This window comes from Novosphingobium anseongense (assembly GCF_037482895.1).
GTDB classification, from domain to species: domain Bacteria; phylum Pseudomonadota; class Alphaproteobacteria; order Sphingomonadales; family Sphingomonadaceae; genus Novosphingobium; species Novosphingobium anseongense.
Genome location: NZ_JBBHJZ010000001.1, coordinates 1,571,834 through 1,594,700, shown reverse-complemented (window position 1 = coordinate 1,594,700; position 22,867 = coordinate 1,571,834). Strand labels below are relative to the sequence as shown.

The 22,867-nt window shown below is 67.8% G+C and carries 20 protein-coding genes; 5 read left to right on the top strand and 15 right to left on the bottom strand.

Annotation, left to right across the window (positions count from 1 at the left end; translation table 11 throughout):
* Nucleotides 1-106: 106 nt before the first annotated feature.
* Nucleotides 107-352 (top strand): hypothetical protein, encoded by a 246-nt coding sequence (locus WG901_RS07510; RefSeq protein ID WP_339586387.1) that lies wholly within the window; start codon nucleotides 107-109, stop codon nucleotides 350-352.
* Complete coding sequence (locus WG901_RS07505) at nucleotides 352-648, top strand: hypothetical protein (RefSeq protein WP_339586386.1); 297 nt, start codon at nucleotides 352-354, stop codon at nucleotides 646-648. Before WG901_RS07510 ends, WG901_RS07505 begins: the two co-directional genes overlap by 1 nt.
* Here the strand turns inward: WG901_RS07505 and WG901_RS07500 are convergent.
* The 4 genes from WG901_RS07500 to ettA form a co-directional block, all read right to left on the bottom strand.
* A complete protein-coding gene (locus WG901_RS07500) occupies nucleotides 645-2,483 on the bottom strand; it encodes a DUF885 domain-containing protein (protein WP_339586385.1) in 1,839 nt (612 codons plus the stop codon). The two genes, WG901_RS07505 and WG901_RS07500, sit on opposite strands and share 4 nt — an antisense overlap.
* A complete protein-coding gene (locus tag WG901_RS07495) occupies nucleotides 2,474-3,133 on the bottom strand; it encodes a prolyl hydroxylase family protein (protein ID WP_339586384.1) in 660 nt (219 codons plus the stop codon). The genes WG901_RS07500 and WG901_RS07495 overlap by 10 nt, the downstream gene beginning before the upstream one ends.
* A gap of 143 nt (nucleotides 3,134-3,276) precedes the next feature.
* Nucleotides 3,277-4,245, bottom strand: coding sequence for an RcnB family protein (locus WG901_RS07490; protein ID WP_339586383.1), 969 nt, complete (start codon nucleotides 4,243-4,245; stop codon nucleotides 3,277-3,279).
* A 133-nt stretch (nucleotides 4,246-4,378) separates the two neighbouring features.
* Complete coding sequence (gene ettA / locus WG901_RS07485; protein WP_339586382.1) at nucleotides 4,379-6,058, bottom strand: energy-dependent translational throttle protein EttA; 1,680 nt, start codon at nucleotides 6,056-6,058, stop codon at nucleotides 4,379-4,381.
* A gap of 162 nt (nucleotides 6,059-6,220) precedes the next feature.
* Between ettA and WG901_RS07480 the strand changes: the two genes are divergently transcribed.
* Entirely contained in the window at nucleotides 6,221-7,186 is a 966-nt protein-coding gene (locus WG901_RS07480) for an SDR family NAD(P)-dependent oxidoreductase (protein ID WP_339586381.1), read from the top strand.
* Here WG901_RS07480 and WG901_RS07475 read toward each other — a convergent pair.
* From WG901_RS07475 to WG901_RS07465, 3 genes are read right to left on the bottom strand one after another with little or no spacing between them, the layout of a single operon-like run.
* Nucleotides 7,183-7,590, bottom strand: coding sequence for a DUF2147 domain-containing protein (locus WG901_RS07475; RefSeq protein ID WP_339586380.1), 408 nt, complete (start codon nucleotides 7,588-7,590; stop codon nucleotides 7,183-7,185). The genes WG901_RS07480 and WG901_RS07475 overlap by 4 nt on opposite strands.
* The gene (locus WG901_RS07470; protein WP_339586379.1) at nucleotides 7,590-8,675 is read right to left on the bottom strand and encodes an NAD(P)/FAD-dependent oxidoreductase; all 1,086 of its coding nucleotides are present in this window, start codon (nucleotides 8,673-8,675) and stop codon (nucleotides 7,590-7,592) included. Before WG901_RS07470 ends, WG901_RS07475 begins: the two co-directional genes overlap by 1 nt.
* Nucleotides 8,672-9,730, bottom strand: a complete 1,059-nt coding sequence (locus WG901_RS07465) for a type III polyketide synthase (RefSeq protein WP_339586378.1) — start codon at nucleotides 9,728-9,730, stop codon at nucleotides 8,672-8,674. Before WG901_RS07465 ends, WG901_RS07470 begins: the two co-directional genes overlap by 4 nt.
* Before the next feature lie 111 nt (nucleotides 9,731-9,841).
* Here WG901_RS07465 and WG901_RS07460 point away from each other — a divergent pair, with 111 nt between their 5' ends.
* Complete coding sequence (locus WG901_RS07460; RefSeq protein ID WP_339586377.1) at nucleotides 9,842-10,237, top strand: cupredoxin domain-containing protein; 396 nt, start codon at nucleotides 9,842-9,844, stop codon at nucleotides 10,235-10,237.
* On the opposite strand, the gene WG901_RS07455 is transcribed toward WG901_RS07460, so the two are convergent.
* The 8 genes from WG901_RS07455 to WG901_RS07420 form a co-directional block, all read right to left on the bottom strand.
* Nucleotides 10,238-10,987: an enoyl-CoA hydratase/isomerase family protein gene (locus WG901_RS07455; protein WP_339586376.1), complete on the bottom strand. Its 750-nt coding sequence runs from the start codon at nucleotides 10,985-10,987 to the stop codon at nucleotides 10,238-10,240. It lies immediately after the preceding gene.
* Nucleotides 10,987-11,976, bottom strand: a complete 990-nt coding sequence (locus tag WG901_RS07450; RefSeq protein ID WP_339586375.1) for an NAD(P)H-dependent flavin oxidoreductase — start codon at nucleotides 11,974-11,976, stop codon at nucleotides 10,987-10,989. Before WG901_RS07450 ends, WG901_RS07455 begins: the two co-directional genes overlap by 1 nt.
* 166 nt (nucleotides 11,977-12,142) lie before the next feature.
* Entirely contained in the window at nucleotides 12,143-13,969 is a 1,827-nt protein-coding gene (locus WG901_RS07445; protein WP_339586374.1) for a phosphoenolpyruvate carboxykinase (GTP), read from the bottom strand.
* A 283-nt stretch (nucleotides 13,970-14,252) separates the two neighbouring features.
* Complete coding sequence (locus tag WG901_RS07440) at nucleotides 14,253-14,750, bottom strand: hypothetical protein (RefSeq protein ID WP_339586373.1); 498 nt, start codon at nucleotides 14,748-14,750, stop codon at nucleotides 14,253-14,255.
* A gap of 119 nt (nucleotides 14,751-14,869) precedes the next feature.
* The gene (gene aroE / locus WG901_RS07435) at nucleotides 14,870-15,703 is read right to left on the bottom strand and encodes a shikimate dehydrogenase (RefSeq protein ID WP_339586372.1); all 834 of its coding nucleotides are present in this window, start codon (nucleotides 15,701-15,703) and stop codon (nucleotides 14,870-14,872) included.
* Between the two features lie 63 nt (nucleotides 15,704-15,766).
* Nucleotides 15,767-18,730: a TonB-dependent receptor domain-containing protein gene (locus WG901_RS07430; RefSeq protein WP_339586371.1), complete on the bottom strand. Its 2,964-nt coding sequence runs from the start codon at nucleotides 18,728-18,730 to the stop codon at nucleotides 15,767-15,769.
* Between the two features lie 77 nt (nucleotides 18,731-18,807).
* Nucleotides 18,808-20,043 carry an MFS transporter gene (locus WG901_RS07425; protein WP_339586370.1) on the bottom strand — a complete coding sequence of 412 codons (1,236 nt, stop codon included), beginning with the start codon at nucleotides 20,041-20,043 and terminating at the stop codon, nucleotides 18,808-18,810.
* A gap of 65 nt (nucleotides 20,044-20,108) precedes the next feature.
* Nucleotides 20,109-20,756 carry a TetR/AcrR family transcriptional regulator gene (locus tag WG901_RS07420; protein ID WP_339586369.1) on the bottom strand — a complete coding sequence of 216 codons (648 nt, stop codon included), beginning with the start codon at nucleotides 20,754-20,756 and terminating at the stop codon, nucleotides 20,109-20,111.
* Nucleotides 20,757-20,978: 222 nt separating this feature from the next.
* Here WG901_RS07420 and WG901_RS07415 point away from each other — a divergent pair, with 222 nt between their 5' ends.
* A complete protein-coding gene (locus tag WG901_RS07415; protein ID WP_339586368.1) occupies nucleotides 20,979-22,838 on the top strand; it encodes a bifunctional sugar phosphate isomerase/epimerase/4-hydroxyphenylpyruvate dioxygenase family protein in 1,860 nt (619 codons plus the stop codon).
* The last annotated feature ends 29 nt before the right edge of the window (nucleotides 22,839-22,867 follow it).

The following is a 22,867-nucleotide window of genomic DNA, read 5'->3' as shown; positions in this document are numbered from 1 at the left end:
ACCAGGCGCAACCCACGCAAGTGGACAAAAAGGCCGCCGGAGCGATCCGGCGGCCTTTTGCATTTGTGAGCCACAGTCGCTATTTTCTCGGCAAAGGAGACACGCGATGCAAGGCATGGGCGAAACGGGCGAGAACTGCCCGTTCGAATTCAACTTCAAGCCGGAGACCTTCAAGGCCGGCGACACGGTCAGCTACCGCGTGACCGGGAGCCTCGAAGGCTTTCCCTTCGTCGGCACCCTGCTCGAGGTCCACGACGACCATGTCATCATCGCCGGCGACGCCAACGATCCCACCGCGCGCTATCGCGGCACGCGCGAGGACCGTCCGGTCGTCGATTACGCGGAGATCTGATGCGTTATTTCCTCGACGCCGAATACAACGGGTTCGGCGGCGAGCTGATCTCGATCGCCCTGGTGCCCGAGGATGAGGCGACGGCGCCGTTTTACGCGGCGCTCGTTTGCGCGGCGCCGACGCCGTGGGTGGCCGAACACGTGCTGCCGATGCTCGACACCATGCCGGTCAGCCGCAGCGAACTCGTCGATCCGGTGCTCATCGACCCGATCGTGCCCGGCGCTCGCCCGCACAATGCGCTGAACGATGCGACCGCGCTGCGCGCCGCGGTGCTCGCCCACGAGCGCCGCAGCTAGGCCCCGCTCAATTTCTGCACGGCGTTGATCCAGGCGTCGATCTTCGCTTCGAGCACGGGCAGCGGCAGCGCGCCCGAGCCGAGCACCTGCTCGTGGAACAGGCGGATGTCGTACTTGTCGCCCAGCGCCGTCTCGGCCTTGGCGCGCAGCCGCTGGATCGTCAGCGCGCCGATCTTGTACGACAGCGCCTGGCCGGGGATCGCGACATAGCGCTCGACCTCGGCCGTGGCGTCGGTGCGGCCCATGCCCGAATTGGCGAGCATGTAATCGATCGCCTGCTCGCGCGTCCAACCCTTGGCATGGAGCCCGGTGTCGACCACCAGCCGCATCGCCCGCAACATCTCGTCGTCGAGCGTGCCCCAGTGCTGCATCGGGTCCTTGTAGAAGCCCATCGGATAGCCGAGCGTCTCGGCATAGAGCGCCCAGCCTTCGACGAAGGCGTTGTTGCCGTCGAAACGCTGGAACCCGGGGAGGCTCTGATCCTCCTGCGCCAGGCTGATCTGGAAGTGATGACCGGGGATGCCCTCGTGCAGATAGAGCGTGGCCATGCCGGTCAGGAAGCGGCTCGGCAGGTCGTAGGTGTTGAAATAGAAGATGCCCGGCCGCGTCCCGTCGGAGGCGCCCTGGTTGTAGCTGCCGCCGGCCTCGTACTTGGCGCGAAATTCGGGGTAGGGCTGAATCAGCAGCGGGGTCTTGGGCACGGCCAAGAAGAACCGCGGGATCTGCGCATCGACCTCGCGCGCGATCTTGGCGAAACCGTCCTTGAGCTCCTGTGCGGTCTTGGGATGGAACCGCGGATCGGTGCGGATGTGGTCGAAGAATTCGCGCAGCGAGCCGGCGAAACCCATCTCGCGGCGCACCCCGTCCATGTCGCGCTGGATCCGCGCCACTTCGGAGAGGCCCAGCTTGTGGACCTCTTCGGGATCGAGCTTCAGTGTGGTCTCGCGCTCGATCAGCCGGCTGTAGAGCGTCGCGCCGCCCTTCATCGCCGAGAGCCCGACCTGATCGCGCGCCGCCGGCAGGTATTCTTCCGACAGGAACTGCCGCAGGCGCGCATAGGCCGGATAGATCGTCTGGCGGATCGTCGCGGCATAGGCGGCGCGCAGTTCGGTGCGGCGCGGTTCGGGCAGGCTCGCGGGGAACTTGAGCACGGGCGAATAGAACGGCGACTGCTCGACCGGCTGCGCGGTCATCGCATCGAGCTGGCCGATCATGTTGGTTACCGTGAGCTTGGTCTCGACCACGCCGCTTGCCATGCCCTGGCGGAAGCGGCCGATCGCATTGTCGATCACCCGGCCAAAGGCCGCGTCGAGCAGGAGGGCGTCGCGATAGTCGGCCTCCTTCTCGAAGCGGATCGCGCCTTCGCTCGACATCAGCGAGGAGAATTCGACGTGGAGCCCGCCGAAATGGTTGAACGGACGCACGCCGGTCAGCGCGCGGATGTCGGGCTGGAGCCAGGCGACCTGCTCGCGCTTCGATCGCGCGAAGACGTCGTAGGAAATCTGCCGCTCGGGCGTGAGGCGGGTGCGGTCGATCTGGCCGAGCGCGCGCAGGCTCTGCTGCGCCGAGCCGAGGATGCGGCGGTCGAGCGAGTCGGTGTAGAGCTGCGCGAGGACCGTGGGGTCGACCCGGGCGCCGCGATAGAGCGCGTCGAGCGGATCGAGCGCATCCTCGCGGCGCGCATCGTCGGCGAAGACACGATCGAGCCGGGCTTCTTCGTCGAATTCGGCGCCGGCGTGGGATGGGCTCGTCGTCTGGGCTTGGGCTAGCGCGGGTGACGCGAGGATGAGCAACGCGGTCAGCGGCAGTGATTGTATCGAGATTTTTAGCCCCACGGACGCGTCCTGAACCATTTTGTGATGACATATTTGACGCCGTCGGTAACCGGCTGCGCCGCGTGACGGACCTTGGGATTGGGCGTTCCGTCGGGCCGCATGTTGTTCCAGATCAGCAGCGCGCCAGCCTGTGGTTGGACGCTGAAATGGAGGTCGGGAAAGTCGGTGGCGCCGCCTTCTTCCATGTCGTTGAGATAGGCCATCGCGGTCCAGCTTCGCTGGCCGCCGCGCTTGATCTCGCCGGGGCCGTAAGGCGTCTTGGGATCGAACCAGTCGTAGTGGGCCTGGAATTCCTGGCCGACCTGATAGCGCTGGCCCTGGAAGGTCTCGGCCCAGGTCGGATCGATGCCCAGTAGGTCGCAGAGCCGTCGCTCGATCATTCGCGCGAAGGAATCGTTGGGATCGACGTCGCCCGAATAGGAGGTGCGATAGCGCGGGCCGGTCTCGGGGTCGAAGGTGCGCGATGGCTGGGCCACGCGATCGATCGTCGCGATCAGGTGCGCGCATTCGGTGGCGTCGAGAAAGCCGCCGACCACGAAGACCTCGGCCTCGTCCACCGGAACGCGATGGACCGCGGGATCGACCTCCAGCCTTTGGCGCACCGAAGCGCCGATGCGCACCAGCGCGGCCCGATCGGCAGCGGCACTCATGCGGTCGAAGCGGAAGGGCAGGTCATCGTCCCGCCATGCCTAGTCGAAGCGAGGCGAAGGGCAAGGCGGGAATGGCAGAAACGCGTCGAGCCCCCGCACCTTGCGGGCAGGGGCTCGGTACCGGACCACTTACCGGTAAGGCGTCACCAGAAGAAGTCGTAGATCACGTCGACCACTTCGCCCGAGTAGGTGTCCACGAGCATCGCGTCGTCGTAGTAGCGGATCCAGCGATAGGGTCCGTAGGCCGGCGGCAGGCGATACTGCCACGGATCGTTGATCCAGTAGCGGCTGCCGAAGAACAGCGTGTCGAGATAGAACCCCGAGTTCAGCCGCCGGTACGAGTAGTTCCGATAGGGCGAGGCATAAGCGCCCAGGCGGTAGATATCGCGATTGGAGCTGCGGTAGCCGCGCCAGTCGTAGCGATTGTCGCGCCGCCAGTCGCGGTTCCAGTTGCGCGACAGGCTCTGACGGTCGTTGTTGCGCCAGGTCTCGCGACCGCTGCCACGCCAGGCATCGTTGCCGCGCCAGTTGGAATTGTTGTCGTTGCGCCAATTCTGGTTGGAGGCGGCGCGATCACGATTGCGGTCACGGTCGCGCCCCTGCCACTGATTGGTGCCGTTTCCGTTCCAGGCGCGGCGCTGGGCTTCGACCTGGCCGGGCTGTTGCTGGACGGGGGCCGCCTGCGCCTGGTCGGCCGGACGATTGCGCGAACCGTTCCAGCGGTTGCCCCCATCCGTATTGGCGCCGTTGCCGCGACCCTGCCACCGGGTGGAGCCGCCGGTCACACCGCCGTTGGTGTCACCGCGCGACCAGTTCCGCTGCGGCCGGGCTTCGATCGGTGCCGGGGCTGCTGTAGCGCCGGTCGACTGTTCGCTGCGGAAGCCGCGATTGCCGCCACCACCGCGCCAGCCGCCACCCTCGCTACCGCCGCCATTGCCGCGCCAGCTTGGCGTGCCGCCGTTGCCACCGTTGTTCTGCTGCGCGGTGGCATTGCCGCCACCACGACCGCCCCAACCGCCGCGCTCCTGCGCCTGCGCCGGAACCGCCAGTACCGCGAGACCCGCGACCAGCGCCGCGATTCCGCTCGATTTCATGAACTTGCCTACGGCCATGGCCGCCCGCTCCATCATCCCTGCGCCGCGCCATCGCGGCGACCGTTGATGAAGAAATACCCGATTCGCGCTGTCGAGAGCGTGAACCGGGTACATAGCCTTCTGTTCAGGTTAAAGGGTGGTTTTCTGAACTTTAGCGCGTCAGCTTCTTGTAGGCGAGGCGCGTCGGACGGTCGGCGGCGTCGCCCAGGCGGCGGCGCTTGTCTTCTTCGTAGGCCTCGAAGTTGCCTTCGAACCATTCGACGTGGCTGTTGCCTTCGAAAGCCAGGATGTGCGTCGCCAGGCGATCGAGGAAGAAGCGATCGTGGCTGATGACCACGGCGCAGCCGGCGAAGTTCTCGATCGCCTCTTCGAGCGCGGCGAGCGTTTCGACGTCGAGGTCGTTGGTCGGTTCGTCGAGCAGCAGCACGTTGCCGCCCTTCTTGAGCATCTTGGCGATGTTGACGCGGTTGCGCTCACCGCCCGACAGCTTGCCGACGTTCTTCTGCTGATCCTGGCCCTTGAAGTTGAACGCGCCCACGTAAGCGCGCGTCGACTGGTCGTGGCCGTTGATCTTCATGTAGTCCAGCCCGTCGGAAATTTCTTCCCAGACGTTCTTGGTGTCGTCGAGGTGATCGCGGCTCTGGTCGACATAGCCGAGGCGCACGGTCGAGCCGATGTCGATCTCGCCCTCGTCGGGCGTCTCCTGACCGGTGATCATCTTGAACAGCGTCGACTTGCCGGCGCCGTTCGGGCCGATCACGCCGACGATGCCACCCGGCGGCAGCAGGAAGTTCAGGTTCTCGAACAGCAGCTTGTCGCCATAGGCCTTGGTCAGGTTCTTGGCCTCGATCACCTTGCCGCCAAGGCGCTCGGGCACCTGGATGACGATCTGGGCCTTGCCGGGACTGCGGTTGTTCTGCTGCTCGACGAGCTGCTCGAACTTGGCGATACGCGCCTTGGACTTGGTCTGGCGTGCCTTGGCACCCTGCCGGATCCATTCAAGCTCGCTCTTGATCGCGGTCTGACGGCTCGATTCCTCGCGCTCCTCCTGCTCGAGGCGCTTCGACTTCTTCTCGAGGTAGGTCGAGTAGTTGCCTTCGTAGGGGAAGTATTTCCCGCGATCGAGTTCGAGAATCCAACCGACGACGTTGTCGAGGAAGTAGCGATCGTGGGTGATCATCAGCACCGCGCCGGCATATTCCTTGAGGTGCGATTCGAGCCATTCGACCGACTCGGCGTCGAGGTGGTTGGTCGGCTCGTCGAGCAGCAGGATGTCGGGCTTCTGGATCAGCAGGCGGGTCAGCGCGATGCGGCGCTTTTCACCGCCCGAAAGGCTGTCCACCGGCCAGTCACCCGGCGGGCAGCGCAGGGCTTCCATCGCCAGTTCGAGCTGGTTGTCGAGCGTCCAGCCGTCGACCGCGTCGATCTTGCCCTGGAGGTCGCCCATCTCGTCCATCAGCGCGTCGAAATCGACGTCCTCGGGCGGATCGGCCATCAGGTTGCTGATCTCGTTGAAACGATCGACCAGGTCGGCCGTGGCGCGCGCGCCGTCCTTGACGTTCTCGAGGACGGTCTTGCTGGTGTCGAGCTGGGGTTCCTGCTCGAGATAGCCGACGGTGATGTTCTCGCCGGGCCAGGCCTCACCGGTGAAGTCGGTGTCGATGCCGGCCATGATCTTGATCAGGGTCGACTTGCCGACGCCGTTCGGGCCGACGATGCCGATCTTGGAACCCTGGTAGAACTGCAGGCTGATGTTGTTCAGCACCGGCTTGGGAGCGCCGGGGAAGGTCTTGGTCATGCCCTTCATGACATAGGCGTATTGCGCGGCCATCGGATTCCTCTGGGGATTGCAATTTCGGAAGATTTGCGGGCGCCTCTACAGGCCCGCGCCGACGCCCGCAAGCGGGCGCTCGTTGCAGCGGTCAGATGGGGGCCTGAAGCGCCGATTGCAATCGCGTCGCGCTGGCCTAGCCTGTCCTCCGGGAGAAAAGCGATGGCAGAAACCGATATCCGCTTCGAGGGCCGGGCGGTGCTCGTTACCGGAGCGGGCCGCGGGCTGGGCCGGGCGACGGCGCTGCTGCTGGCCGCGCGCGGTGCGCAGGTCGTGGTGGCGGACAACGGCACGGCGATGGACGGCGGCGAGACGAGCCAGGCACCGGCAGAGGCGGTCGTTGCCGAGATCGTCGCGGCCGGTGGCCAGGCCGTGGCCTGCACCGCCGACCTCGCCACCGAGGCCGGCGCCGAGGCGGCGGTGGCAGCCAGCGTCGCGGCTTTTGGCCGGATCGACGGGCTTGCCCACTTCGCCAGCCCGTGCCCCGATCTCAAGGCGGTCGATCGCCTGTCGAGCCGCGATCTCGAACTGGTCATGCGGGTCAATCCCTTCGCCGCGCTGTGGATGGCGCGCGCCGCCTGGCCGCACATGGCCCGGCAGCACTACGGGCGGATCGTCTTCATGCCCTCGGGCGCGATCTACGGCGCGATGGGCAACACCGACTATGCTGCGGCCAAGGCGGCGTACCTCGGCATCACGCGCTGCCTGGCGCTCGAGGGGCTCAGGGACAACGTCCGGGTCAATGCGGTCTCGCCTTCGGCGACCACGCGGATGACCGAGCGGTTCCATCCTTCGGCCTATGCCGCGTGGTTCCACGCGACGATGCCGCCCGAGAAGGTCGCCGCCGGCGCGGCCTATCTGCTCAGCGAGGACTGCGCGGTGAACGGCGAGATCTTCGCCATGGGCGGCGGCCGGATCGCACGGATCACGATCGCCGAGAACGAGGGCGCGATCGGCGAGATCGGCTCGATCGAAGAGGTCCGCGCGCTGATGCCGCAGGTCTTGGCCGACGAGGCCTTCTTTCACCCCAAGGACCTCGGCGAGCGGTCGGGCAAGGTCGCCGCGCTGTTCGGGTTCGACGGGCGGCTATCCTCGGACAAGGAATTCGCGGTCAAGCCGAATGGCTAGGCGGCGCGCGTCCAGCGCAGCGAGCGGCAGATCACGAGCACGCAGCCGGTGACCTTGAGCGAACCGTCGGGATTGAGTTCGAGCGTCGCGCGATAGGAGCGGCCGGTCTTGGGGTCATAGGCGCGGCCGCCTTTCCACACGGCGCCCTCGCGGGCGAATCCGGTCAGGGTCGGCAAGCCCAGGAGCGGGCGGTTGCGCAGTTTGGGATCGGGATTGTGAACGTCGGTGGTCGGCACGCCGGGGCGTCGGTCGAGCACGCCGGCGATCCAGCCGCAGGTCTGCGCGCCGCAGCGGCCGATGCGGACGAGGCCCTTGCCGTCGTCGGTGCGCCAGGTGGCCTCGACGCCGGCCGGCGCATTGGCGAGCAGGAGCGGCAGCAGAAACGGGAGCAGTTTGCGGCGCATCAGCGGGTTCTCGTCAAAAGAGCGGCGGGGGCGATGAGGCGGGGCGCGAGCCGTAGCAAGGCCATCAGCGCGGCGCGGCTGATCGGTCGTTCCACGCCGTGCCGAAAGACTTCGGCCAGCGCGCGCTGGCGACCGGTGCGCCGCGCGAATCCGCCCTGCCAGCGCTGGGCGCCCGCGGGACCTTCGGCGAGCAGGGCCTCGGCACCGCCGATGCCGCCGGCGAGCGCCATGGCGATACCGTCGCCCGCGAGCGAGGCGATCACCGCGCCCTGGTCGCCCAGGCGGAACAGCCCTGCGGTCGTCGTGTCGGCGGACCAGCCATAGGGCACGCCGGCGATTGCGGTGACCTGCGCGGGCAGGTCGCGACCAAGCCGCTCGGCGAGCGCAGGCAGCGCGCCGGCCAGTTCGGCCAGCAGCGGGAGCGGGCCGCCGGCTTCGGCGAGCCGGCGTTGCGAGACCGACAGGCAGAGGTTGGTCGTGCCGTCCTCCTGCAGCAACAGCCCGGCATAGCCCTGGTCGAACAGGTGCAGCTCGATCGTATCCGCGAGCGCGGCGTCGCGTGCGGACTCGGGCGGCAGGGCGGTGCGCAGGCCCACGGCGAGGCTGTCGCGCCGATCGGCGAGCGGGCGCGCGACACCGCGCAATTCGTGCTTGCCCGTGGCGAGCAGCAGCGCGTCGCAGGTCAGTTCGCTCTCGTCGTGCAGCCGGACCACGCGCCGTTCCGGGTCGGCCGAGCGCACGGTCGTGCCGCGCAGCACTTCGACACCGTTGTGCTCGGCCGCCGCCAGCAGTGCGGCGTCGAGCCGGCGGCGCGAGAGTCCCGCGGCGGTATGGGGCAGCGCGGCTTCGACGCGGCGCGCGCCTGCGATCAGGCGCACGCGCGTGATGGGCCGCGCCCCGAGCGAGGCGGCGTCGATGCCGAGCCGGTCGAGCAGCGCGAGCGCGTCCCATCCGAGAAAGCCGCCGCAGACCACGTCGTGTTCGCCCGACGTCCGCTCGATCAGGCGGCAGGCGTGGCCGCCACGCGCGAGCGTGATCGCCGCCGCCGCGCCGGCCGGGCCACCACCGACGATCAGCGTCGTCATGCGCGCTGGAAACGAAAGCCCTCGGCGGCGAGGCCGGGGCCGAAAGCGAGCGCCACACCATCGCCGGCGCTCGGCGCGGCGAGCAGGTCGGCGAGGATGAACATCAAGGTCGAGGACGACATGTTGCCGTGACGCGCGAGCACCGCGCGCGACGTCGCGAGGTCATCGGGGGCGAGATCGAGGCCATGCTCGACCGCGTCGAGGATCGAGCGCCCGCCGGCGTGGACCGCCCAGAGCGCGATGTCCGCGGGCCTTTGCTCGCCTGTGAGCTCGGCGCGCACGGCCTCATCGCGCAGCGCCGCCTGGATGCGTCCGGGCACTTCGCCCGACAGATGCATGACGAAGCCGGTGTCGCCGATCGTCCAGCGGATCAGTTTGGCCGAATCGGGCAGTTGCACCGCGAAAGGCCGGCCGATCGCCAGGCCTTCGCCATCCGCCGTCACCAACGCCGCCGCGGCGCCGTCGGCGAACTGGAGCATGGCCAGCAGCGGTTCGATCGCGTGGTCGTCCTGAAGGTGGAGCGAGGAGAGTTCGACCGTGACGACGAGCACGCGCGCTTCGGGTTCGGAGCGGACGATGTGGCGCGCCGTGCGCAGCGCCGCGACCGCGGCATAGCAGCCCATGAAGCCCACCAGCGTACGCTCGACCCCGACCAAGCCCAGCGCATCGGCGACGATCTGGTCGATCCCCGGCGCGACGAAGCCCGTGCAACTCGCGACCACGAGATGGCTGATGCCGTCGAGCGCGACCTGTTCGCGCAACCGTGCGATCGCCGCGAGCGCGAGCGCCGGTGCCTGCTCGGCATAGACGCGCATGCGTTCGGAGGTCGGCGGCATGCCTGCGCCATAGAAACCGCCCGGCGCAGTCGGCGAATGTCCTTCGGGCAGTACGGACCAGCGGTGATCGATGCCCGAGCGGTCGGCCATGCGGCGGAACAGCGCGCGTTCGCGGGAATCGACGATCTGCGCTTCGGCCCAGTCGATGAAGGCCTGGTGGACGTCGTGCGGAGGAACGGCGCAACCGATCGCATTGATCAGGACTTGGGGGGCGGCCATGCGGCTCCTATCGGTTGTCGGGGTTGTACCCGGCTGACGGCGCCAGACAATCACTATACGCAGCCGTCATGCGTTCAGCCCGGATCAATCGCCGGCGGGCGAAAAGGTGCCATGCGTCGCGCGATCGTCTTGCTTGCCGTCGGGCTGGTTCCGGCCGCGTCCGCCGTGGCGCAGGAGCCGGACTGGAGCCGTGCCGAACCGGTGACGGTGATTCTCTCGAGCTTCGACTTCGCGCCGTCTGAAATTCGGTTGAGGGCCGGGCGGCCGGTGACGCTTCACCTGGTAAACCAGGGCGATGGCGGCCACAATTTCAGCGCGCCCGAATTCTTCCAGGCGGCGACGATCCGCCCCGAGGATCGCGGCTACCTGTTCCGCGGCACTGTCGAGCTCGCGGGCCACCGCGACAAGGCGATCACCCTGGTGCCCCGCCGCGGCGTCTACAAGCTGCGGTGCACGCATACGATGCACGGCATGCTCGGGATGAAGGGCTGGGTGGTGGTCGACTGATCAGCGCTGGTTGAAGCGCGCGATCCGTTCCTTGTGGTCGGGGGCGTTGCCCGGATAGGTCGCGCGTTCGCGCGCCAAGGCTTCGGCCAGTCCCATGCCCTCGGTCTCGCGCAACATGCGTTTGGCGTGGAAATTGGTATGCCACGAATTGGCGAGGATCTCGGCCGCGAGGCTCTGCACCAGTGCGTCGAGCCCGCCGGCTTCGACAAGCATGTCGACCAGGCCCAAGTCGCGCGCCTCGTCGGCGAGCACCGGGCGCGCGGTCATCATCAGGCGCTTGGCGGCGGGCGTGCCGATCCGGCGCGACAGGCGTTGGCCCATGCCCCAGGCGCCGACGAATCCGAACTTGCCGTGGGTGTCGGCGAAGCGCGCCGTGGCATCGGCGAGGATGAAGTCGCCGGCCAGCGCCAGTTCGAGCCCGCCGGTGTAGCAGACGCCGTGCACTGCCACGATCACCGGCTGCGGCAGCGCCGCGAGGCGGTCGATCACGCCGGGCTTGAACGCGGGGTCGACCGGCTGGCCGTGCCGATCGAGGCCCACGGCGCCGAGGTCTGCCCCGGCGCAGAAAGCCTTGCCCTGGGCGCGCAATACGATGCAGCCGACGGTCTCGGTTGCGGCCTCCAGCGCGGCGCAATGGGCGTCGAGTTGCTCGAAGGCTGCGGTGTCGAGCGCGTTGAGCTTGTCGGGCCGGTTCAGCGTCAGCGTGCAGAGCCCGCCGGCATCCTCGCGGGCGATCCGGACTTGGTCCATCAGCCCTGTGCCAGCGCTGCGCGTGCGGCTTCGGCCATGTCGGGTATCGCGCAAGCCGCGACATATTCGCGCTGCAGGCGGGCGACGAGCTCGGCCACGCTCGGCAGGTCGTCGATCAGGGTTATGCCCTGGCCGCCGCTCCAGATGTTGCGCCAGGGGGTCTTGCCCGCGGGCAGGTGGCTCGTGTCGTGGCGCGGCGGCACGGGGCCGGGATTGTCGGGATCGAGCCCGGCTTCGCGCATCGAGGCCTTGAGCCACGAGGCCGGCATGCCGTTGACCGCGGCGGTATAGAGCACGTCGGTGACGCCGCCTTCGACGAGCATGGCCTTGTAGGCCTCGGGCGCCGACGATTCGCGCGTCGCGATCATGCGCGTGCCGACATAGGCGAGATCGGCGCCGAGCATCTCAGCCGCGCGGATCACCGCGCCGGTCGATACCGCGCCGGCCATGACGATCATGCCGTCGTAGATCGCGCGGACCTTGGGCACGAAGGCCAGGTGGCTGATCGTGCCGGCATGGCCGCCGCCGCCCGCGCCGATGCAGACGATGCCGTCGGCCCCCGCCGCTGCGGCCTTCTCGGCGAAGCGGATCGTCGTCGCGTCGTGGAAGTGGAGCAGGCCGTATTCCTGAACCAGCGGCGCGTTGAGCGTCGGATCGCCGACCGAGGTGACGATGATGCGCACGCCGTAGCGCTTGCAGCATTCGAGGTGACGGCGGAATTCCTCCTGGCTGAAGTTCGGCGAGATGTTCATCGCCAGCGGGCCGACGGTCTTGCCCGGATGTGCGTCGGCGAAGCGGTCGAGCGCCTCGCGCACGGTCTTGAGCTGGGCCTCCATCTCCTCGAAGTCGCGCGTGTGGTTGCGCGTCAGCGAGCCGACGATGCCGGCCTGGCAGCAGGCGATCGCGAGTTCTGGGCCGCTGACGAGGAACATCGGCGCGGCGAAAGCCGGCAGGGTCAAATTCGCGCGCAGGTCTTCCGCCAGAGCCACCGTGTTCTCCCATCCAGCCGGTTGATCGGCCGCAACGGTAGGGGCGGGTCGGGACGATCACAATATCCGCAATCCGGGCAGCGCGGTGATCGTCGCGACGATAGCGCACGAAAAAGGGCGCGGCACCGTGGCGCCGCGCCCCCAATCTCTCTCAGCCGTGCGGCAATCAGCCCAGGCGCTGTTCCAGTGCGGCCTGCTCGTCGAGCAGGGCCTGCGGCACCTGGCCGAGCTTGGCGAAGTCCTGCGCCGAGGCCTTGGCCTCTTCGCGCCAGACTTCGGCATCGACGCGCAGCAGCTCGGCCATGGCCGCGTCGCTGATGTCGAGGCCGCTGGTGTCGATCGCGCCGCTGACGGGCAGGCGGCCCGTGGCGCTGTCGACCGCGTCGGCCGTGCCTTCGCGGCGCTCGACGATCCACTTGAGCACGCGCACGTTGTCGCCGAAGCCGGGCCAGAGGAACTTGCCCTCGGCGCTCTTGCGGAACCAGTTGACCAGATAGATGCCCGGCAGCTTCGACTTGTCGGCCCTCTCGCCCAGGCGCAGCCAGTGGTCGAAGTAATCCGAGATCGCATAGCCGCAGAACGGCAGCATGGCGAAGGGATCGCGGCGCAGCTGGCCGACCTTGGCTTCGGCCGCGGCGGTGGTTTCCGAGGCGACGTTGGCCGCCAGGTAGACGCCGTGCTGCCAATCGAAGGCTTCGGTCACGAGCGGCACGGCCGTCGCGCGGCGGCCGCCGAACAGGATCGCCGAGATCGGCACGCCGGCGGGATCGTTCCACTCGGCCGCGATCGCCGGGCACTGCTCGGCGGGGACGGTGAAGCGCGCATTGGGGTGTGCGGCCGGGGTGCCGGTGGCCGGCGTCCAGGCCTCGCCGCGCCAGTCGATCAGGTTCTCGGGCGGGCTGTCGGTCAGGCCCTCCCACCAGACGTCGCCGTCGGTGGTGAGCGCGGTGTTGGTGAAGATGGCATTGCCCCACAGCGTTTCGACCGCGTTGCGGTTGGTCGCGTAGCCGGTGCCCGGCGCGACGCCGAAGAAGCCGGCTTCGGGATTGACCGCGTAGAGGCGGCCGTCGTTGCCGAAGCGCATCCAGGCGATGTCGTCGCCGACGGTCTCGGCCTTCCAGCCCTCGAGCGTGGGCTGGAGCATCGCCATGTTGGTCTTGCCGCAGGCGCTGGGGAAAGCGGCGGCGATGTAGTGGACCTGCTGTTCGGGCGAGGTCAGCTTGAGGATGAGCATGTGCTCGGCCAGCCATCCCTGGTCGCGCGCCATGACGCTGGCGATGCGCAGGGCCAGGCACTTCTTGCCGAGCAGGGCGTTGCCGCCGTAGCCCGAACCGTAGGACCAGATCTCGCGCGTTTCGGGATAATGGACGATCCACTTCTCGTCGTTGCACGGCCAGGCGACGTCGCTGACGCCCTCGGTCAGCGGCATGCCGACGGTGTGGATGCAGCGCACGAAGAAGCCGTCGTCGCCCAGCATATCGAGCGCGCCGGCGCCCATGCGGGTCATGATCTTCATCGACAGCACGACATAGGGGCTGTCGGTCAGCTCGACGCCGATGACGCTGGCCTCGGAGCCGAGCGGCCCCATGCAATAGGGCACGACGTACATCGTGCGGCCTTCCATCGCGCCGTCGAACAGGCCGTTCAGGCGGTCACGCATCTCGGCGGGTTCGGACCAGTTGTTGGTCGGGCCGGCGTCGGCCTCGTTCTCCGAGCAGATGAAGGTGCGGCTCTCGACGCGGGCGACGTCGCGCGGGTCGGAGCGGGCATAGAAGCTGTTCGGGCGCTTGGCGCTGTCGAGGCGGGTCAGGGTGCCGGCATCGACGAGCAGCGAGGACAGTTCGTCCCACTCGGCCTGCGAACCGTCGCACCAGCGAATCGCGGCGGGCTTGACGAGCCCAGCGACCTGCTCGACCCAGGCGATCAACTCGGCATGCCGCGTCGGCGCGCCTCCGTCATGCTGCCCGGTCGGGATCGCTTTCTGCTCGGTCATTCAAGTCTCCATAGCCTTTGCGCATCCTGTTCGGACGTCGCAATCTACCGCGGATGCTGCCACCCACGAAATGCGTTAGCAGGCACCGCCAATGGATTCTCCTTAGGAATCCTTTGCTCGCCCTTTGGCGATGTTTTGGCCGTGCTGCAATCAATGTAACACAAAGGTCCGCACAGGCCTTGTCCCATCGCGGCTCAGGGCATGCCTGGCGCGCGGAACCCCACCTGCCGGACCGCTGATTGCCGCCGATAGCGACGATGCGAACCGTTTGCAATTCACCCGATCAGGGGCGGCGTAGCGCAGCTTTCAATTCGCCTAGCATATGCGGTGCAGCGGATGCGAATTGCGCCGAATCGAGCGCGTTCGCCCGCTGCGCGACGGTGATTGCGGCATGGCAGAAGCGCACGGGCGATGCCTGGTTGGCGAAGGTGTTGTAGACGCGCGTCTGCTGCCGGTCGAACGTGCCCAGGCCCTGGCGCCCCTGTTCCTCGCGATGGGCGGTCGCAAGCAGGCCGCGATGACGCATGAGCATGCGCGCATAGGCGGGGGCCACGGGCGGGCGTCCGCGCCCGCGACAGGACAGCGCCGCGACGTTGAGCCCGGCGCGCAAGCCCCAGATCGCCTCGCTGCCTTCGGCGCGGCGCTCGAAGAGTGCCGGACGGGCGACGGCGCGGCTGACGGCGGGTTTGACGGGCTTTTCGAAGAGGCCGCAGGACCCGAGCATGAGGCTCGTGCCGGCCAGTCCAGCTGCCGCGATTGCGGCGGGTATGTCACGCTGCATGAGATCGTGCCTTTCACTCCCGGAACCGCGGGAATGGTCGGCATCGGCTGGTAAACACCGGGTAAGCGGACGGCCGAAGCGTGCGGCGGCCGAGGCGGGACGTGGCTTGGCGGTCGCGGCTAGGCGGTGGCGAAGCTGGCGCGCATGCGCGCGACGTCGGCCGGGTGGCAGGTCATGATCTCGAAGGCCTTGGCGGCCTGGGCGATGACCATGCCACTGCCGTTGAGCACGCGGCAGCCCTTGGCGCGGGCCAGGCGCAGCATCTCGGTCTCGAGCGGGAAGTAGACGATGTCGGCCACCCAGTGGCGCGGCAGGATCAGCTCGGGCGCGATCGCCGACTGCGGATTCGCCGCCATGCCCATCGGCGTGGCGTTGACGATGCCGTCCACCGCGTCGGTGCTCAGCGCGGCGCTGTCCTGCACGGCGACGCGGCCGGCGCCGAAGAGCGCCTCGAGCGCTTCGGCCAGCGCCTGCGCGCGCGCGGGGTCGACGTCGGCCAGGATCAGGCGCTCAACCCCCAGCGACAGCAGCGCGCAGCCCACGGCCGCGCCGGCGCCGCCGGTGCCGAGCTGGAGCACGCGGCCCATCGGCGCGCCGGGCAGGCCTTCGCGCACGCTGTCACGGAAGCCTTCCATGTCGGTGTTGTGCCCGGTCAGCCGGCCGTCGCGGATGGCGATCGTGTTGACCGCGCCGACCAGCGCGGCGCTTTCGGCCAGCTCGTCGAGCAGCGGAATGATGGCCTGCTTGAACGGGTAAGTGACGTTGACGCCGCAGAAGCCTTCGTCGCGAAGTCGGACGAGCAGGTTCGCGAGATCGCCGTCGGCCAGGCCGAGCTCGTCGAAGTCGAACAACCGGTAGCTGAGGTCCAGGCCCTGCGCGCGCGCCTCCTGCTCGTGGAGCAGGGGAGAGCGCGACTTGGCAATGGCACGGCCGATAAGCCCGGAACGAAGCATCTGTGTTTCAACCAAAAAAGTGCCGGACCCGTTCCGATGGTGCGGGTCCGGCATGAGGGGTGGTTAGAAGTTGACCTTGAGGCCCATGTAGAACGAGCGGCCGATGGCATCGTAGAGCGCTGTGTCGGTGCCGTTCTGCGAGCTCGAAACGATCGGCAGGCCGCGGTCGAGCAGGTTGTTCACGCCGCCGCGCAGCTCGAAGCTGTCGCCCACCTTGACCGATCCGAACAGGTCCCAGAGCGCGTAGGGCTTAACGCCGATCTGCGCATTGGCCGGGGTCAGCACGGCGCTGTTGTCCTTCATGCCGCTCTGATAGCGCCAGCGCAGGCCGAGCCCGACGACGTCGGACCTGTAGCCGAAGGTGGTCAGCGCGCGCCATTTCGGTGTGGCGCGCGGCGGCACCGAGCCCGGATTGGCGCCGCCGATGCTGACACCCGTGTAGTCGAGGAAGGCCGCGCCCGGCAGGAGCTGGACCTCGTACTTGTGGAGCCAGCCGATCGACGTATCGACGTAGAACTTGCCGCTCTCGCCGACGAAGGGCGCGGCCACGCCCCAGCGCGCCTGGACTTCGATGCCGTCGGTGTTGACCTGGCCGAGGTTCTGATAGGGCGTCGCGACGTTGAGGATCTGCCCCGTGGTCGGATCGCGGCTGATCAGCGCGCAATAGGCGTTGGCGTTCGAATAGGTCGTGTTCGAGCCATCGAGATTGAAGCACTTCGACAGCACGGTGAGCCCGGGCACGGTCGAGATCACGTCCTTGACCTTGATGTTGTAGTAATCGACCGACAGCGAGAAATCGCCGAAGACACCGCCGCCGCGTGGGGCGTTGAACACGAAGCCGACGTTGAAGGTCGTGGCACGCTCGGGCGTCAGCCCCGTGTTGCCGGCGACGACCTGGCCGGTCGCCGTGGTCGGGAACTGATAGGAGCCGATCGCCGCGGCGGGGACGCCCTGGGCAACGCAGAGCGCGGCGACCTGCGTGGCGTTCGCGCCGACACGCGCGGTCGAACGCGAGTCGCAGGGATCGCCGAGTGCGCTCGGCGGCGTGCCGATGACGAGCTGGGTACCCTGCGGCGGCGCGAAGAGCTCACCGATGTTCGGCGCGCGCACCGCGCGCTGGTAGCTGCCGCGGAACATCAGGGCGTCGATCGGTTTCCAGCGCGCGTCGAGTTCGAAGCTCGTGACGCTGCCGGTCACCGAATAGTCGGAAACGCGGAAGGCGCCGCCGATGCCGAGTTCGCGGAAGAACGGCTTGTCCGAAATCAGCGGCACGTCGATCTGCGCGGCGAGCTCCTTCACCGAGATCGCCTTCTTGCCCACCGGCAGCGTGTTCACCACGCCCTCGATGTTGCCGCCCGGCGCGAAGGCCCCCGCGATGAAATCGGTATCGGGCGAGAACGAATAGGTGTTGCGGCGGTAGTTGGCGACCATGGCGAGCTGGACCGGTCCGGCACCCAGGTCGAACAACTTGCCGTTGACCTGCAACTGCGCCTGGGTCTGCCCGAGCTTCTCCTGGCTGAAGGCGTTCTTGGTGATGAAGGACACGCACTGCGGCGACAGCGAGCGGGCATTGGCGTCGCCGAACGGATTGAACCCGCCGGCACAGAGCGAGGCGCCGCCGTCTGGCGCGCTGAGCAGGCGCTGGACCTGGCTCTTGAGCACGGCGTTGCGCATCGTCTGGTCGTGGTTGGATTCGTCGTAGGAAGCGAAGGCGTCGAAGGTCCAGCCCTCGGTGATGTCGCCGCGCATGCCCGCCATGTACTGGAGGACGCGGTAGCTCTCGTCCCAGTTCTTGTCGGGCACGCCGACATAGCGCGCATTCCACGAGAAGTTGGCCGTCGGGTTGGGACGCGAGGCAAGCACCGTGCGCAGCCCCGCCGGAATGAACGGGTTGGTCACCGGGATCGTCGTCAGCGTCGGGAACTGGGTCAGGCTGCCGCCGCTCTCGGTGTTGACGTTGAGATCGACGTACATGAACTGGCCATAGGCGGTGAGCGAGGGCGAGAGTTCGTAGTCGGCCTTGAGGAACGCGCTCTTGCGCTTCATCGCGTTGAGGAACTGGATCTGCTGGCCGACGGGCATGCGGACGTTGTTGGCCACGAGCAGGTAACCGTTGCCGTTGGTCGGTCCGCGATAGTTCTGGCCGCCGTTCTGGACGAACAGCGTGCCGTCGTTGTTGAAGCCGAGATTGGCGAGCTGGACGTTGGCGGGCAGGGCGCTCACGCCGTAGCCGGCGAACAGTCCCTGGATCACCGCCGCGCTGGGCGCGTTGGTCGCGCTCGGCACGAAAGTGCCGGTGCCGATGAACGAGGACGGCGTCTTGTCATAGAAGAACGACCGCTTGGAGCCATCGACCGGATCCTGATTGGCATAGCTGAAGGCGGCGATCAGATGGCCGCGATCGTCGGCGAAGTTGGTGCCCAGCGCGAGCGAGCCGTTGAAGCGATAGGCATCGCCGCGCTCGCTGATCGAGTTCATCAGATCGACCTTGACGCCCTCGAAGCTCTTGATCGTCTTGAAGTTGACCACGCCTGAGATCGCGTCCGAGCCATAGACCGCCGAGGCGCCGCCGGTGATCGTGTCGATGCTGCCGATGATTGCATCGGGCAGGATGTTGACGTCGACGTTGCCGAAGATGTCCGACACCGGAAGCCGCTTGCCGTCGAGCAGGACGAGATTGCGGTTGGTGCCGAGGCCGTGGAGGTTGATCGAAGCGCGGCCGCCCGTGCCCTGGCCGCCGGTCGCGGCGTTGCCGCCCACGGTGAAGCTCGGGATCTGGTTGAGCGCGTCCTGCAAGGTCGGCGTGCCGCTCTCCTTGATGGCGGTGTCGCTGATCGAGATGATCGGGCTGACCGCGGCGTTGTTCGGCCGCTGGATCAGCGAGCCGGTGACCACGATTTCGCGCGCGGGCGTGGCGTCGGCGTCCTCGGCAGGCGCGGCATCCTGCGCGAAGGCGGGGCCGGCGAGCGCGATGGCGCAGGACAGAGCTGAGACGGAAAACGCAAGGCGAGTGCCGATGGTACGCATGAAGATCCTCCCCCTGCCGGCGTTATCGCCGGCCAGGACTCTGCATTTATGTTACGAACTAGTTCCTGTCAATTTATTCATGCATCGGCCGCACGGCGCGCGACGCGATTGACCAGGAAGGCGCAGGTCGCGCAGGCGAGCAGCGGCACGCAGTAGGCGCCGAACAGCACGGGAAGCGGGACCTTGGCGGCCATCAGCTCGCCGCCGAGCCAGGGGCCGACGATCGCGCCGCTGCGGCCGATGCCGATCGCCCAGCCCACGCCCGTCGCGCGCACGCGCGCCGGGTAGGTGCCCGCGGCCAGCGGCCAGACGCCGTTGTAGCCGCCCTGCAGCAGCATGCCGATCAGGAAGGCGTTGGCCATCGTCGCGCCGACGGGCATTGCCACGGCGCCGAACCAGAACATCGCCGCGGCCGCGCAGACGAGCATCGTCGGCACGAGTCGTCCGAGCGGGACGCGCACGGCCAGCACGCTCATCGCGACGGTGCCGATGAAGGCGCCGAGGTTGTAGAGCGCGCCCGCATAGATGCCGTCGGTTTCCGACAGCCCCGCCTCGATCGACAGCTTGGGAATCCAGCTGACGATGAAATAGAGGACCATCAGCCCGAAGAAGACCGCGCCCCAGAGTGCCAGGGTGCGCGCGCGGAATTCGTCGGCGAACAGGCCGCCGACTCCACTTCGGTGCCCTCCCGTTTCGCCGTCCATCGGCACTGCATCGGTCAGCAATACCCAGGCGATGGGGAACAGCAGGACCGTGGTCGCGCCGGCCGCGGCAAGCAGCACGTGCCAGCCGTAGAGTGGCAGCAGATGCGCGACGATCAGCCCGGTGAAGACTGCGGCGAAGGGATAGCCGGCCTGAACCAGCCCGACCGCAAGATTGCGGTGCCGGTCTGGTGCGGCTTCGGCGGCGAGCGCGGCCATGGCCGCCAGCACCGTGCCGATGCCCGCGCCGACGAGCACGCGCATGGCGAAGAACTGCGCGACGCTGGTGACGAAGCCGCTGGCGATCATGCCGATCGACATCAGCAGCAGCGCGGCGAGGATGATCCTTCGCCGTCCCAGCCGGTCGGCGAGCGGCGCGATGAACATGCCGCCGATCGCCATGCCGAGCAGGCCGGCGCTGAACAGCGTGCCCATGACGTCGGCGGCTATGCCCCAGTCCGACTGGATGCGGGGCGCGATGAACGAGAGTATGGTGACGTCAACGCCGTCGGCCATGTTGATCGCGAAGCACAGCGCGACGATGGCCAGGGCGCGGCGCGTCCAGTGGACCGGCGCGCTCGCGGCCGGGGTGTCGATTGCAATGGCAGCCACTTTTCCCTCTTCCCGTTGTGCCCGGGAGAACGGACGCAGGGCTGCCGTGCCGTTACCGGCGCCGGTCAGGCCGCGTGCGTCACCCAGGCTATTATGATGTCCGCAACCTGCTTGGCGCGCCGCTCCACCGCTTCCGCACTCGTCATGTCGATCCCGAAGTTGTGCGAGAAGGTGAACTGGTTGGAGACGTTGTAGAAGCTCAGCGCGCTCATGTTCATGTGCAGTTCGATCGGGTCGATGCCCGGCCGGAACGTGCCTTCGGCCTCGCCGCGCGCGACGATGCGCGCAAGGATGTCGATTACCTGGCGGTTGTGTTCGGGCAGACCCTCGATCTGCTTGAGATGTTCGGCGCGATGGATGTTCTCGTTCATCACCAGTCGCACCAGTTCGGGGTGCTCGCAGTGATAGCGGGCGTCGTGCTCGATCAGTCGGCGCAGCGCGTCGATCGCGGTGCCGTCCTCGATGTCGACGGCGCGCTCGCTGTCACGAACGCGGCGATAGGCGCGCTCGAGCACGGCGCGGTAGAGTTCGTCCTTGCCCTCGAAGTAATAGTAGATCTTCCGTTTGGTGGCACGGCCGGCGATCTCGTCGATGCGTGCGCCGGCAAGCCCCTTCTCAACGAATTCCTGGGTCGCGACGTCGATGATCTGATTCATCGCCTGCTCGCGCGCTTCGGCATGCGAGCGGCGCGGCGGCTTGGCGGGCTGGTTCAAGGAAATCCCTCCGTGAGACTGGATGCGCCTCGGCCCTCGGCGCGGTGATCCGCGACCGATAGCGCCGATTGCGGCCTTCGTCTCCCGTGCAGTGGTTCGATATCCTTGCATATATGTAACGAACTAGTTCCTATCATTTTTGCTTTTGTCAAGGAAGGGCTCGTGTTAGGCCAAGGCCGACCGGGCATGTGACTCCGGGTTTTGGGAAGCGGCAGCCAGACCATGAAGACCTCCATCGCCACCGTTTCGATCAGCGGCGCGCTCGACGCCAAGCTGCAGGCGATCGCGGCCGCGGGCTTCGCCGGCGCCGAAATCTTCGAGAACGACCTGCTCTCGTCGCATCTCAGTGCCAAGGAAATCGGCGCGATGATGCGCGACCTTGGTCTCGCCTGCACGATGTTCCAGCCGTTCCGCGATCTCGAAGGGCTACCGGAGCCGCAGCGCGCGCGGGCCTTCGACCGGCTGGAGCGCAAGTTCGACGTGATGGCCGATCTCGGTACCGACCTCGTGCTCGTCTGTTCGAGCTGTTCGCCGCTCGCCGACGGCGATCGCGAACGGACGATCGCCGATCTGGTCGAGGCCGGCGAACGCGCCGCGCGCCGCGGCATGCGCCTGGGCTACGAGGCGCTGGCCTGGGGTCGTCATGTCGCCGACCATCGCGAGGCCTGGTCGATCGTGCGAGACGCCGATCATTCCGCGGTCGGGCTCGTGCTCGACAGTTTCCATTCGCTCGCGCGGCGGATCCCCGCGTCGAGCATCGGCGACATCCGCGCCGACAAGCTGTTCATCGTCCAGGTCGCCGACGCGCCCATGCTCGAAATGGACTATCTCGGCTGGAGCCGCCATTTTCGCTGCATGCCGGGGCAGGGCGAGTTTCCGCTCGACGATTGGGCCGAGGCGATCCGCCGCATCGGCTACGACGGCTACTGGAGCCTCGAGATCTTCAACGATCGCTTCCGCGCCGGCTCGGCCAGCCAGGTCGCGGTCGACGGCTATCGCTCGCTGCGCATGCTCGAAGGCGGGATCGAGCGGCCGGCCGCCGCCGCGGTCGAACTTCCCCCGCGCATTTCCACCACAGGCGTGGAATTCATCGAGTTCGCCGCGAGCCACGAGGAGGCCGACGAGCTCGGCGCCATGCTGCGCCCGCTCGGCTTCCGCCCGACCGCGCGCCACCGCAACAAGGACGTGACGCGCTGGACCCAGGGCGCGCTCAATCTCGTTATCAACTGCGAGCCCGAGGGCCTCGCGCATTCGTTCGACGTGGTCCACGGCGCCTCGGTCTGCGCGATCGGCCTGGCCGTGCCCGACGTCCCCGCGGCGCTCGCGCGCGCCGACCTCTTGCGCATCCAGCGCTACGAGCAGGCGGTCGCACCCGACGAATGGCCGATTCCCAGCGTGCGCGGGGTCGGTGGAAGCCTGCTCTACCTCGTCGACGCGGCGACGCGCGCGGCGATGTGGGCGCACGAGTTCCCGCATCCGCTCGAACCGACGGGGCCAGCGCTGCTCACGGGCTTCGATCACGTCGCGCAGACGATGCAGTCCGAGGAATTCCTGTCCTGGCTGCTGTTCTATCTGGGCCTGCTCGACATGCGGAAGACGCCGCAGGTGGAGATCGCCGACCCCATGGGGCTCGTCCTGAGCCAGGCGGTCGAGACGCCGGGGCGCGAGGTGCGCTTCACGCTCAACGGCTCGCTCGCGCACCAGTCGCTGTCGTCGCGCTTCATCCAGAACTATTTCGGGGCGGGGGTCCAGCACATCGCTTTCGCCTGTCCCGACATCTTCGCCGCGGCCGATGCGGCAATCGCGCTCGAGGTCGACCGGCTCGAGATCCCGCGCAATTACTACGACGATCTCGAAGCCCGCTGGGGGCTCGATCCCGAACTCGTCGAGCGCATGGCCGCGCGCGGCATCCTCTACGACCGCGACGGCGAGGCCGAATACTTCCAGTTCTACACCCGTGCCTTCGCGCGCCGCGTCTTCTTCGAGGTCGTCGAGCGGCGCGACTACGCGGGCTACGGCGCGATCAACGCGCCCATCCGGCTGGCCGCCCAGGCGCGCCACAAGCCGCCATTCCTCGATTGAGCCCAACGACAAGATACAGGGAGAGAAAC

Coding starts and splice junctions, on each gene's coding strand:
- WG901_RS07510 (WP_339586387.1), top strand. CDS start 107: ATGCAAGGCATGGGCGAAACGGGCGAGAACTGCCCGTTCGAATTCAAC.
- WG901_RS07505 (WP_339586386.1), top strand. CDS start 352: ATGCGTTATTTCCTCGACGCCGAATACAACGGGTTCGGCGGCGAGCTG.
- WG901_RS07495 (WP_339586384.1), bottom strand. CDS start 3,133: ATGAGTGCCGCTGCCGATCGGGCCGCGCTGGTGCGCATCGGCGCTTCG.
- WG901_RS07490 (WP_339586383.1), bottom strand. CDS start 4,245: ATGGCCGTAGGCAAGTTCATGAAATCGAGCGGAATCGCGGCGCTGGTC.
- ettA (WP_339586382.1), bottom strand. CDS start 6,058: ATGGCCGCGCAATACGCCTATGTCATGAAGGGCATGACCAAGACCTTC.
- WG901_RS07480 (WP_339586381.1), top strand. CDS start 6,221: ATGGCAGAAACCGATATCCGCTTCGAGGGCCGGGCGGTGCTCGTTACC.
- WG901_RS07475 (WP_339586380.1), bottom strand. CDS start 7,590: ATGCGCCGCAAACTGCTCCCGTTTCTGCTGCCGCTCCTGCTCGCCAAT.
- WG901_RS07470 (WP_339586379.1), bottom strand. CDS start 8,675: ATGACGACGCTGATCGTCGGTGGTGGCCCGGCCGGCGCGGCGGCGGCG.
- WG901_RS07465 (WP_339586378.1), bottom strand. CDS start 9,730: ATGGCCGCCCCCCAAGTCCTGATCAATGCGATCGGTTGCGCCGTTCCT.
- WG901_RS07460 (WP_339586377.1), top strand. CDS start 9,842: ATGCGTCGCGCGATCGTCTTGCTTGCCGTCGGGCTGGTTCCGGCCGCG.
- WG901_RS07455 (WP_339586376.1), bottom strand. CDS start 10,987: ATGGACCAAGTCCGGATCGCCCGCGAGGATGCCGGCGGGCTCTGCACG.
- WG901_RS07445 (WP_339586374.1), bottom strand. CDS start 13,969: ATGACCGAGCAGAAAGCGATCCCGACCGGGCAGCATGACGGAGGCGCG.
- WG901_RS07440 (WP_339586373.1), bottom strand. CDS start 14,750: ATGCAGCGTGACATACCCGCCGCAATCGCGGCAGCTGGACTGGCCGGC.
- aroE (WP_339586372.1), bottom strand. CDS start 15,703: ATGCTTCGTTCCGGGCTTATCGGCCGTGCCATTGCCAAGTCGCGCTCT.
- WG901_RS07430 (WP_339586371.1), bottom strand. CDS start 18,730: ATGCGTACCATCGGCACTCGCCTTGCGTTTTCCGTCTCAGCTCTGTCC.
- WG901_RS07415 (WP_339586368.1), top strand. CDS start 20,979: ATGAAGACCTCCATCGCCACCGTTTCGATCAGCGGCGCGCTCGACGCC.